11 protein-coding genes are annotated in these 11,546 nt (G+C 70.5%); all 11 read left to right on the top strand.

The window, feature by feature from the left end; genetic code table 11:
• Nucleotides 1-3 precede the first annotated feature (3 nt).
• The 11 genes from LIV37_RS12535 to LIV37_RS12485 all read left to right on the top strand — a co-directional run bounded on the left by LIV37_RS12535 (nucleotide 4) and on the right by LIV37_RS12485 (nucleotide 11,527).
• On the top strand, nucleotides 4-1,626 hold the full coding sequence (locus LIV37_RS12535; protein WP_020867486.1) for a thiamine pyrophosphate-binding protein: 1,623 nt from the start codon (nucleotides 4-6) through the stop codon (nucleotides 1,624-1,626).
• 98 nt (nucleotides 1,627-1,724) lie between these two features.
• Nucleotides 1,725-2,879, top strand: coding sequence for an acyl-CoA dehydrogenase family protein (locus LIV37_RS12530; protein WP_020867485.1), 1,155 nt, complete (start codon nucleotides 1,725-1,727; stop codon nucleotides 2,877-2,879).
• Between the two features lie 5 nt (nucleotides 2,880-2,884).
• Entirely contained in the window at nucleotides 2,885-3,886 is a 1,002-nt protein-coding gene (locus LIV37_RS12525) for an acyl-CoA dehydrogenase family protein (RefSeq protein WP_158634916.1), read from the top strand.
• 87 nt (nucleotides 3,887-3,973) lie between these two features.
• Nucleotides 3,974-4,771 (top strand): enoyl-CoA hydratase/isomerase family protein, encoded by a 798-nt coding sequence (locus LIV37_RS12520; RefSeq protein WP_158634917.1) that lies wholly within the window; start codon nucleotides 3,974-3,976, stop codon nucleotides 4,769-4,771.
• Between the two features lie 32 nt (nucleotides 4,772-4,803).
• Complete coding sequence (locus LIV37_RS12515; protein ID WP_020867482.1) at nucleotides 4,804-6,090, top strand: acyl-CoA dehydrogenase family protein; 1,287 nt, start codon at nucleotides 4,804-4,806, stop codon at nucleotides 6,088-6,090.
• Complete coding sequence (locus LIV37_RS12510; protein WP_020867481.1) at nucleotides 6,080-7,051, top strand: phosphotransferase family protein; 972 nt, start codon at nucleotides 6,080-6,082, stop codon at nucleotides 7,049-7,051. The genes LIV37_RS12515 and LIV37_RS12510 overlap by 11 nt, the downstream gene beginning before the upstream one ends.
• The gene (locus LIV37_RS12505) at nucleotides 7,048-7,779 is read left to right on the top strand and encodes an alpha/beta fold hydrolase (protein ID WP_020867480.1); all 732 of its coding nucleotides are present in this window, start codon (nucleotides 7,048-7,050) and stop codon (nucleotides 7,777-7,779) included. Before LIV37_RS12510 ends, LIV37_RS12505 begins: the two co-directional genes overlap by 4 nt.
• On the top strand, nucleotides 7,776-8,555 hold the full coding sequence (locus tag LIV37_RS12500; protein WP_020867479.1) for an SDR family NAD(P)-dependent oxidoreductase: 780 nt from the start codon (nucleotides 7,776-7,778) through the stop codon (nucleotides 8,553-8,555). Before LIV37_RS12505 ends, LIV37_RS12500 begins: the two co-directional genes overlap by 4 nt.
• Entirely contained in the window at nucleotides 8,545-10,170 is a 1,626-nt protein-coding gene (locus LIV37_RS12495; RefSeq protein ID WP_158634918.1) for a class I adenylate-forming enzyme family protein, read from the top strand. Before LIV37_RS12500 ends, LIV37_RS12495 begins: the two co-directional genes overlap by 11 nt.
• Nucleotides 10,167-11,066, top strand: a complete 900-nt coding sequence (locus LIV37_RS12490) for an SDR family NAD(P)-dependent oxidoreductase (RefSeq protein WP_121825542.1) — start codon at nucleotides 10,167-10,169, stop codon at nucleotides 11,064-11,066. The genes LIV37_RS12495 and LIV37_RS12490 overlap by 4 nt, the downstream gene beginning before the upstream one ends.
• Nucleotides 11,063-11,527, top strand: a complete 465-nt coding sequence (locus LIV37_RS12485; protein ID WP_020867476.1) for a MaoC family dehydratase — start codon at nucleotides 11,063-11,065, stop codon at nucleotides 11,525-11,527. Before LIV37_RS12490 ends, LIV37_RS12485 begins: the two co-directional genes overlap by 4 nt.
• Nucleotides 11,528-11,546 lie beyond the last annotated feature (19 nt).

Below are 11,546 nucleotides of genomic sequence, written 5' to 3'. Positions count from 1 at the left end.
GCCATGTTGTTCCACGAAGCGACCGCGCGGGCGCTGTCCGACCACGGTGTCACCACCGTGTTCGGGGTGCTGGGCGACGCGAACCTCTATGTGATGGACGCTTTTCAGCGCCACGCGGGAGGGACCTTCGTCTCGATGGCGAACGAGGCCGGCGCCGTGCTGGCCGCGAACGGGTACGCGCGGACGTCGGGCCGTCTCGGCGTCGCCACCGTCACCCACGGCCCCGCGCTGACCAACACCGTGACCGCGCTGGTGGAAGGCGTCAGGGACCGCACCCCGGTGCTGCTGATCGCCGGTGACACCGCGGTCGCGGACCGGGAGAACTTCCAGAACATCTCCCAACGGGACGTGGTGCTGCCGACCGGCGCCGGTTTCGAACAGGTCCGTACCCCGCACACGGTGGCCGAGGACCTGACGACGGCGATCCGCCGTGCCGTTCTGGAGCGCCGTCCCGTGGTGCTCAACATGCCGGTGGACTTCCAGTGGGAAGAGGTGGCGTACGCGCCGCTTCCCCCGGGGTGGCTGCCTTCGCAAGCCGTGCCACCGGACCCGGAGGTGATGGACCGAACCGTGGGCGTCGTGGGTTCGGCCGAGCGTCCCATCGTCCTCGCCGGGCAGGGAGCCGTGACACCGGACGCGCGCAAGGCGCTGCTGCGCCTGGCGAGCCGGATCGGGGCACCGGTCGCGACGACGCTGCGGGCGCGGGACCTCTTCCGGGGTGAGCCGTACGACCTCGGGATCTTCGGGACGCTCTCCCATCAGAGCGCCCTGGACGTCATCGCACGGAGCGACTGCGTCGTGGCGTTCGGCGCCTCGCTGAACAAGTGGACCACGGCCGAAGGCTCGTTGCTGGAGGGAAAGAAGCTCGTCCACGTCGACGTCGACCGCGGTGCGCCGCTGCGGCACTCGGCCGTGCACGTGGGAGTCGTGGGCGATGCCACGGCGGTGGCCGACGGCTTGGTCGCCTGGCTCGACGAGGCCGAGGTCAAGCCCACGGGATTTGCCTCGCCGAAGCTCGCCGAGCGGCTGGCCGCGCGGAAGCGTCATGAGTTCCCGGACCGTGGTACGGACTCGACGGTGGACATCCGCACCGCGCTCATCCGGCTGGAGTCGAGGTTTCCGGAGGAGCGCACGCTCGTCTTCGACGGCGGGCGGTTCATCCACCACGCCTTCAGGATCCTGCAGGTGCCGGAGCCCCGCGCGTATGTCCACACCGTCAACTTCGGCTCGATCGGGCTGGGCATGGGAAACGCCGTCGGCGCCGCTTTCGGCGCGCCAGGGCGGCCGACGCTGCTGGTGACCGGAGACGGCGGCTTCATGCTGGGCGGGCTCGCGGAGTTCGGCTCCGCGGTCCGGCACGGACTGGATCTGGTCGTGGTGGTCCTCAACGACGGGGCCTACGGCGCGGAGCACGTCCAGTTGCGCGACAAGGGCATGGACCCGGCGATCTCGACCTTCACCTGGCCGGATCTCGGGCCGGTGGCCACCGCTCTCGGCGGGCAGGGCCTCACCGTACGGAACCGGGCCGAACTCGATGAGGCGCTGGCGGCGATCGAACACCGGGACCGGCCCGTGCTCATCGATGTGAAGATCGACCCCGATGCCGTACCGGCTCCGGACTACTGAGCGCGGCGATGGAGGAGTATCGCTCCCTCTCATCCTGAGATCATTATGACCATATCAATGATATTTAATCAGAATCGCGGGGCTTGCGAGGAGTGACGATGACACAGGCAGTAGCCGGAGGGCGGAGCCTGGACGACTGGCGCGCGGAGCTGCGCGCCTGGCTCGGAGAACATGTGCCGCGGGCTCTTCCCCCGCTCGACGGCCATGCCGCTTCGGCGGGCTACCGGGCGTGGGAGCGGAAGCTGGCCGATGCCGGGTACGCCGCCGTGCACTGGCCGGTGGAGCACGGCGGACGCGGCGCGAGCGAACGGGAGCGCCTTGTCTTCCAGGAGGAGTACGAGCGGGCGCGCGGCCCGGTGCGGATCAACATCCAGGGTTTGATGCTGGCGGGCCCGACCCTCATGGCGTTCGGCACCGAACGGCAGCGACACCGCTGGCTGCCGGCGATGCTGCGCGCGGACGAGGTGTGGTGCCAGGGGTTCAGCGAGCCGGACGCGGGGAGCGACCTGGCCGCTCTGCGCACCCGGGCCGAACAGAGCGGTGACGACCTGGTCGTCAACGGGCAGAAGGTCTGGACCACCGGAGCGCACTACGCCGACTGGATCTTCGCCCTGGTCCGCACGGACAGCGCCGGGCCCAAGCACCGTGGCATCACCTGGGTGATGATCGACCTGCGCACACCCGGGGTGACCGTCCGGCCCATCACTCAACTCAACGACCGGCCCGAGTTCGCCGAGATCTTCTTCGAGGACGTACGGGTCCCCCTCGACAACGTCGTCGGCGGAATCGGCAACGGCTGGCGCGTCGCCATGACCGCGCTCGGCTTTGAGCGAGGAGTCGGACGGCGCAGCTACATCCAGTACCTGAACCGTCTCGAATCCCTGCGCCGGGCCGTCGCCTCGGCGGGGGTGCGACTCGATCCGGCGGTCGAGCTGGAGTTCGGCGATGTGCTGGCCCAGGTGCTCATGTACCGGGACTACGCGTCCCGGGTGGCGGCCGAGGCCACGGCCGACCCCCCGACGGCGACCGCCGCCTACAACAAGCTCATCTGGTCCGAGCTCCAGGTGCGGCTGTTCCAGCTCGGGGAGAGCGTTCTGCGCGCGACGGGCGATCTGCGCGACGGGGCGTCGACGGAGCGGGCCGAGGAGTGGATGGCCGAGTACTGGTACGCGCGCGCCGCCCGCATCTTCGCGGGGACCAACCAGATCCAGAAGAACATCATCGCCGAGCGCGTGCTCGGAATGCCGAGGTGAGCGCCGTGATCGATGCGTTCAGCGACGAGCAGACCGAGTTCGCCCGGCTGGCGGCGAAGGCCTTCGCCGCCCTGGCGGACGGGGCGGCGGCGCCGGGGGACGCGGATGTGGCCGCGGCGCGCGCCACGTTCGCCGAAATCGGCCTGCCGCTGCTGGCGGTTCCGGAGGAGTCCGGTGGCGCGGGCATGACCGAGGCCGATGTGGTGCTGATCGTCGAGGAGGCGGGCTACGCCGATGTGCCGGTCCCCATCGCCGAGACGGTCGGCGTGGTGGCGCCGATGGTGGCCCGCTACGGAACGGCCGAGCAGCGCGAGCGCTGGTTGCCCGCGCTCGCGGCCGGACACAGCCTGGGGGCGACCTTGTGCCCGAGCGGTGGGACGGGCACCCGCCGGGGCGCCGGCCTGGTGCTCGTCGAGCACGAGGGCCGGATATGGGTGTCCGAGGCCGGTGCGCCGGCCACCGACGGCGTGGCGCGGGCCGGCACAGAGCCGTCCGCGGAGTGGACCGGGTCGGCCCTCGGCGAGCCGGAGGCGTCGGTGCCCGAGTTGCGTACCAGGGGCGCGTGGGTCACGGCGGCACTGCTGGGCGGCGTCGCCCGGCGGCTGCTGGAGCTGAGCGTGGCGCAGGCCCGTACGCGAGAACAGTTCGGGGTCCCGATCGGGAGCTTCCAGGCGGTCAAGCACATGCTGGCGGACATGGCGGCCGCGCTCGAGTCGGCGCGGCCGACGGCGTGGAGCGCCGCGCGGGCGCTCGCCGCCGGCGACCCCGGGAGCGGCCTGGCGGCCGCCGTGGCGAAGGCCGTGGCGAGCCGGGCCGGGGCGCTGGCCAATGACCACGCGCTGCAGATCCACGGGGGCATGGGGTTCACCAGGGAGCACCCGCTGCACCGGTGGCTGCTGTACGGCCATGAGCTCCAGAGCAGGTGGGGGAGTGCGGCCACGCACCAGGCGGCGCTCGGAAGGTTCGCGACCGGGGAGGTCTCCCTGGTCGAGACGTTCATCCCCTGACGGTTTCCCTCTTGTGGGAAGCCCCGCTGGCCCGTATTTTGGATATTAGATTTTTTATCAAAGATCCGAAAAGGAGAGAGTCCTGTGGTGACCTTCGAGACCCTCGAGTACGAGAAGTCGCACGATGGCAAGGTCGCGACCATCTGGCTGAACCGGCCGGAGTCGCTGAACGCGATCAACAACACCCTCGCCCGGGAGCGGGAGGAAGCGCTGAAGCTGGCGGACGCGGACGAGGAGGTCCGCGCGATCCTCATCCGCGGCCGTGGCCGGGCCTTCTGCGCGGGGCGGGACCTCAAGGAACTGTCGGGTGAGGCGCTCGGCAACCAGGCGGAGAGCTGGCGCATCGTCCGCTCGTCGGGGCTGCTCGCGCTCAGCAACGACTGGCACATCTCCAAGCCGACGATCGCCATCGTGCACGGGTTCGCGGTCGCCGGTGGCTTCGAGATGATGATGTGGTGCGACCTGGCCATCGTCACCGACGACGCGCAGATCGGTGATTACCACCTCAACCGCGGCCTGCTCGGCGGGGCCGGCCCGTACTGGGCGGTTCCGCGGTCCATCGGCCTGCGGAAGACCAAGGAACTGTTCTGGAGTGGCAAGCTCCTCAGCGGCAAGCAGGCCGAGGAGTGGGGACTGGTCAACTTGTCCGTGCCGGCGGACGAGCTCGAGCAGGCCATCGACGAGTTCGTCGCGCCGCTGATCAACAAGAGCCCCCTCGCGATGGAGTGGTGCAAGCTCGCGGTCGGCCGTGGACTGGAGTCGGACCGGGAGACGATCGCCCTGCTGGAGCACTTCATGGTGATGAGCAACCACCAGACCCAGGACGCGAAGGAAGGCGCCACCGCCTTCGTCCAGAAGCGTGAGCCGAAGTGGGAAGGGCGCTGACCCCCATCCGGCACGCGGGAGGAGTGCACGACATGTCCGGGGTGTTCGCGGCGGATCCGGCGTTCGAACGTGAGCTGAGCTGGGTCCGGCAGTTCATGAAGACCCATGTGTGGCCGCTGGAAGTCCTCGATGTGGAGGACGAGGAGTTCGAGGCCGTTCTGCGGGCGGTTCAGGCGGAGGTGAAGTCGCGCGGCCTGTGGGCGGCTCACCTCCCGCCCGAGGTCGGCGGGCAAGGGCTCGGCCAGGTCAGGCTGGCACAGCTCAACGAGATCATCGGCACGTCGTTCTGGGGCCCGTACGCCTTCGGCTGTCAGGCCCCGGACTCCGGCAATGCCGAGATCCTCGCCCTCGCCGGCACGCCCGAGCAGAAGGAGACCTGGCTCCACCCGCTGCTCGACGGCCGGATGTGGTCGGCGTTCTCGATGACCGAGCCGGACAACGCCGGGTCGGACCCCACCCGGATGAGCACCACGGCCATCCGTGACGGAGGCACCTGGCTGATCAACGGGCACAAGTGGTTCAGCTCCAACGCGATGGCCGCGCACTTCCTCATCGTCATGGCCGTCACCGACCCGGACGAACGACCGCACCGACGGGCGTCGATGTTCATCGTGCCGAAGGACGCCCCGGGGCTCCATGTGGTCCGCAACGTCCCGACCATGATCGGTGCGGAGCGCCTGGGGTTCGGCCATCCCGAGGTGCGATACGACAACTGCCGCATCGACGCGGCCAACATCCTCGGCGGCGTGGGCGACGGTTTCAAGATCGCACAGATGCGCCTCGGGCCCGGCCGGATCCATCACTGCATGCGATGGCTGGGCCAGGCCCAGCGTGCCCTGGACATCATGTGTGAGCGCGTGCTGCAACGGGAGGTCCGGGGCCGTCCGCTCGCCGAATCCGACCTGGTCCGGTCGTGGATCGCCGACAGCACCGCGGAGCTGACGGCCGCCCGGCTGATGACCCTGAAGGCGGCCTGGGTCATCGACACGCAAGGAGCGGCGGCGGCGAAGACCGACATCGCCATGATCAAATACTTCGGTGCCGAGGTGCTGAACCGCGTCATCGACCGGGCGATCCAGGCCAACGGAGCGCTGGGCTTCTCCGGTGACCTGCCGCTGGAGCACATGTACCGCCGCGCCCGCGCGGCCCGCTTCGTGGACGGTGCGGACGAGGTCCACAAGACCGCCGTCGCCCGGCAGGTCCTCAAGGGCTACACGGCTCCGGAGGGGCCGTGGCCGTCCGACCACGTGCCCACCCGGCGCGCCGCTGCGGCGGACTTCGCCGCCGACGTACTGGCACGGAGCGACCATGACGACTGAACCGACGGCGAGGCCGTCCGGCCTCCCGGTGCTCGCCGCGGCACTCGAGGCCGCCTGGCCCGGGGCACGGGACGTGTCGCTGCGGGCCATCCCGGACAGCCATTCGGGCTTCACCTACTGGGTCGAGGCCGAACGGGAGGGCCGGCGGACCGAGGCCGTCCTGCGGCTGCCCCCGTCGGGGGCCCGGCCGGTCGGTCCCGCCGATGTGGCACGGCAGGCCCGCATCATGGACACGCTGGCATCGACCCCCGTACCCGTGCCGGAGATCCTCGCCTTCTCCGCCGACCCGGTGATCGACGGACGGCCATTCGTGCTCATGGCCAAGGTCGAAGGAGATCATCTGAATACGGCCCTGGAGAGGATGACTCCGCACGCTCTGATGCGCGCCGCCTTCGAGACGATCGACCTGATCGGCGCCGTGCCACCCCCGGCCACCGGGATCGGCGACGAACCGGTGACGGAGCCCGCGGCCGAGGTCCGCCGATGGGCGGCACTGCGCGAGCGCGCCCCCGCCGAGCTGGTGCACCGCGCCCCGGAGCTGGAGGCGAAGCTGCTGGGGGGTACGCCCGCCCCCGGCCGGGTCCGGCTCGTGCACGGTGACTACCACCCGGGCAACCTGGTCTTCCGCGGGGGCGCCGTGGCCGCGGTCCTCGACTGGGAGATCGCGCACCTGGGCGTCACGGCGTCGGACAAAGCCGGCCTGTGCCTGCTCGCGATCCGCGAACGGTTCGGGGAGCGCTACAGCGGTGCGGCGGCCGCGATCCCCCTGGCGGACATGGTGGCGATGGCGGACGAATCACACTTTGAGTACGTCCTCGCCGCGACGTGTCACAAGTACGCGGCCATCCTCGGCTACAACCTGGGACTGCACCGACGCGGAAGGCGTATCGACCCCGTGTACGAGGGACTGACGAGAACCATTCCCGGACTCATCGACGTCGGGATGGAGCTGATGGCATGAGCATCGACGAGGCGACCGATCTCATCCACGACGGCCTCGCGCGAGACGGTCGGGGGGCCACCGTGTCCTGGGCGTTCCTGCCCGGCGCCGGCGGCGGCGCCACGCTGTGGCAGCCCGTAGCGAAACGTTTCTCTGGCATGGTGTCGGCCCTGCCGGACGTCGAGAGCGTCCCCGCGATGGCCGACGCGCTCGAAGCGTCGCTCCTGCTGATGCCGGCCCCGCGCGTCCTGGTCGGGAATTCCCTCGGTGCGCTGGTGGCGCTCGAATGCGCTCAGCGTATGCCCGTGGCAGGTCTGATGCTGCTCGCCGCGGGCTGGGAATTCCCCGTCTCCGAGGAGCTGATCAAGCGTGTTGACACCAAGGGCGCGGCCATGTTCGCCGAGACGGCGCGGCGCTGCGTCGGCCCCGACTCGGAACCTGAGCACCTCAGGGCCGTGGTGGCCGACTTCGAATCGCGCGAGGCGGGCACGATGGCCCGGCATCTGCGGGCCATCCGCGACCACCGGCCGCGGATCGACCCGGCCGTCGCCCAGCCGATGACGCTCGTGCTCCGCGGGGGTTTCGACCGGTCGGTCTCGCTCCGGGACCACATCGCCCTCACGGAGCGGACCGGGGGCGCGCTCGTACCCGTCGGATCGGCGGCGCACATGCCGTTCGTGGACCATGCCGAGGAGGTGGTCCGGTGGCTGGAACACCTGCGAGCGATCGTCGTGCGGGGCCAGGGGTGAACGCCTCGGACACGCCCTTCCGGCTGGAGGGAAAGGTGGTGCTGGTCACCGGCGCCAGCCGCGGTATCGGAAAGGCAATCGCGGTGGAGGCCGCCGAGGCCGGGGCCGAGGGGATCGTCCTGGCCGCCCGTCGGCCGGAGGCCCTCGAGGCCGCACGGGACGGCATCGCCGCGCTCGGGAGCGCCGTCGAGTGCGTGGTGGCCGACATGACCGACGAGGAGGCCGCGGAGGCCATGGTGGCGCGGGCGGTGGACCGGTTCGGTCGCGTCGACGTCCTGGTCAACAACGTGGGCGGGGCGCCGTTCAAGGTGCCGCTCCCCGACATCCGGGCCGACGGCTGGCGCAAGACCATCGAGCTGAACCTGACCAGCGTCTTCCTGGCGTCCCGGGCCGTGATGCGGAACTGGCGGTCCGCTCCCGGCGGCACCGGCAGGAACATTGTCACCGTGGGGTCGAGCGCGTCGTTCCACGGCCGGCCGGCGCTGTCGGCGTACGTGTCGGGCAAGCACGCGCTCGTGGGGCTCACCAAGACCCTGGCACGTGAGCTCGCCCCGTCCGGCGCGCGCGCCAACCTGGTCGCGCCCCATCTCGTGGAAACCGATCTGACCGCGGCGCAGCAGCAGCGGGAATTCCGTGACCGGTCGATCGCCCAGATTCCCATGGGCCGGTGGGCGGAGGCCAAGGAGGTCGCCCGCGTGGTCAGGTTCCTCGCCAGCGACGCGGCGTCCTACGTGACGGGTATGTCTCTCCTCGTGGATGGTGGTCATGAGTCCTAGCTCACATCCGCTCCTGCCGGCGGAGCTCCAGGCGTCGTACCGGAACCTCGGCCTGTGGCAGGACACCGGTTTGATGCGGATCCTCGCCGAGCGGGCCCGGCGAACCCCGGACGCCCCGCTGTATGTGGGGGACGACGCCAGGACGTACGCCGAAGTCGCCACCGCGGCCCGCCGTTTCGCCGCCTTTCTGCTCGATCGCGGAGTCGGCCCGGGGGATACGGTGGTGGCTCCCCTCGTCAGCGGATGGGAGGCGACCGCGGTCGTGGCCGCCGCCTCGTGCGTCGGCGCTACACTGGCCCCGCTGCCGAGCCGGGCCACCCGGTCCCAGCTCCTGGGCCTGCTGGACGTGACCCATGCGGAGGTCGCGGTGATCTCCGGCCGGGTCCTGGCCAAGCGGGACTGGAGAGGCACGGCCGAGGACCTGGCGAAGGACGCGCCGAGCCTGCGCACCCTCGTCCTCACGGACGCCGCACACGCGCCGGCCTGGGCGTCCGAACTGCCCGATGTGGCCTCTGCGGGCTCGGGTTTCGACCCGGCCGAGGTAGCCGACACCGACACCGGCGCACCCTTCCTTCTGCTCTCCACCGGCGGCACCACGGGCCCGTCCAAGGTCGTGATGCACTCCGAGAACGCCGCCGTCTACGCGGCCACCCAGTATGTCGAGCGGTGCGGTCTGTCCCCGTCGGACGTGGTCCTGTCGACCGGTCCCTTCGGGCATGCGAGCGGGACCATCTTCACCCTCTTCGCGCCGATCATCGCCGGTGCCTCGGTGCTGCCCGTCGCCCGTTGGGAGGTGCACGAGACCGGCCGCGCCGTCAGCCGGCACGGCGTGACCTGGTGCCTGATGTCCGGCACCCACATCTACGACCTGCTGCAACTCGACGACGAGGACGTGTCGTTGTGGTCGTCGGTGCGCGGCCTGAGCGCGGGGTCCGGTTCCGACGAGCGGTACGCGGCCGCCGAACGGCGGCTCGGCCTCCGGATCCGGCGCATGTACGGTCTCACCGAATGCGTGGGCCACGCGGTGATGCCGGCGGACGCCGCTCAGGACGTCCGCATGGCGCGCGACGGCCTCCCCTTCGACGGCGTCGAGTGCTTCATCGAAGGCGGTGGCGACGTGGGCGAATACCTGGTGCGAGGCCCGTCCCTGATGCTGGGCTACCTCCAGCGCCCCGATCTCACCGCGGAGGCGGTGACCCGTGACGGATATCTGCGCACGGGGGACATCATGTCCATCGACGACTTGGGGTTCGTGCGCTACGTGGGCCGGCTCAAGGACGTGATCCGGCGCGGCGGTATCAACATCGACCCGCTGGAGCTCGAGCGTCTCCTCGTCCAGCACCCTGACGTCGTCGATATCACCGTCGTGGGCATGCCGCACCCCCGGCTCGGGGAGCAGGCGGTCGCGGTCGTCGTGCCCCGCCCCGGAAGCGAGCCGACCCTGGCCGACCTCACTGGGCTCTTGGCGGAGCGCGACGTACCGCGTCAGTCCCACCCGGAGCGGATCGTGCTGGTGGCGGAGCTGCCGAAGACCGAGTTCGGCAAGCACAACAAGCCCATGGTCAAGCAGTTGCTGACGGACCTGGACACACCGAGTGAGGTGAACGACGGATGACACGGGGAGTGTGCGTGGGCCGGGTGGTGATCGTCACCGGAGCGGCGACCGGGATTGGCCGGGAGCACGCCCTGGAGTTCGCCCGCCAGGGCGCCACGGTGGTGGTGAACGACGTGGCATCCCCGGACGGAGTGGTTCAGGAGATCCGCGAGCTGGGCGGTGAGGCGATCGCCCACCGGGGCGACGTCTCCGACTGGGACGCGGCCCTGCGGCTGGTCAGGGCGGCGGTCGAGGAGTTCGGCGACCTGCACGCCGTGGTGAACAACGCGGGCATCCTGAGGGACAAGATGCTGGTCACCATGGGCCCCGAGCAATGGGACGCGGTCATCGAGGTCCATCTGCGCGGAACGTTCTGCGTCGCCCGGCACGCCGCGGCGTACTGGCGCGAACGGAGTAAGGCCGGGACTCCGACACCGCATCCCCGGATCGTGAACACCTCATCCCCCTCCGGCCTGTTCGGCAACGTGGGCCAGACGAACTACGCGGCCGCGAAGGCGGGAATCGCCGCGTTCACCGTCACCGCCGCGGACGAACTCGCCCGTCTGGGCGTCGGTGTGAACGCGGTCGCGCCGACCGCGCTGACCGGTATGACGGAGGATGTGGCGAGCTATACGGCCCAGGTGCGGGAGGAGAGCGCCCGGACCGGGTTCGACGTCGGATCGCCGGCGAACATCTCGCCCGTCGTCGTATGGCTGGCGAGCCCGCACAGCGAGGGCGTCACCGGCCGCGTGATCACCGTCAAGGGCGGCGAGATCAGCGTGGCCGAGACCTGGGTCAAGGGACCCACCCTGGTCAAGCAGGGCCGCTGGGAGGCCGAGGAACTGGACGACGCACTGCCGGCGCTGGTGGCGAAGGCCCGGCCCAACAGCCGGATCGACGGAGCGCCGCGCTCATGACGGCCCCGACGCGCGTCTTCGGCACCCTTGAGGAATTCCGTGCCGCGCGGGGACAACTCCTCGGCGTCGGCGACTGGCTGGAGATCACCCAGCAGCGGATCGACGCCTTCGCGGACGTCACCGGGGACACACAGTGGATCCACGTCGACCCTGTCAGGGCCGCGGCCGGTCCCTACGGGGCGACGATCGCGCACGGATACCTCACGCTCTCGCTCATCCCGCTGCTGGGCGGCCGGATCTTCCGGGTCGACGGAGTGCGGATGGCGATCAACTACGGAACGAACAAGGTGAGGTTCCCCCATCCGGTCACGGCGGGTTCCCGCATCCGGGCCACCGCCGAGCTGGCGCGGATCGAGGACACGGACGCCGGGGTGCGGGCGGTGATCCGGTACACCCTCGAAATCCAGGGCGAGGCCAAGCCGGCCTGCGTCGCCGAGACCGTACGGTTCCTCGTCCCCTGAACCCCCTCACCACCGAGTC

This window comes from Streptomyces rapamycinicus NRRL 5491, from assembly GCF_024298965.1.
GTDB classification, from domain to species: Bacteria; Actinomycetota; Actinomycetes; order Streptomycetales; family Streptomycetaceae; genus Streptomyces; species Streptomyces rapamycinicus.
Note: the sequence above shows the minus strand (reverse complement) of the source record. Positions and strands in the feature narration are given on the sequence as shown.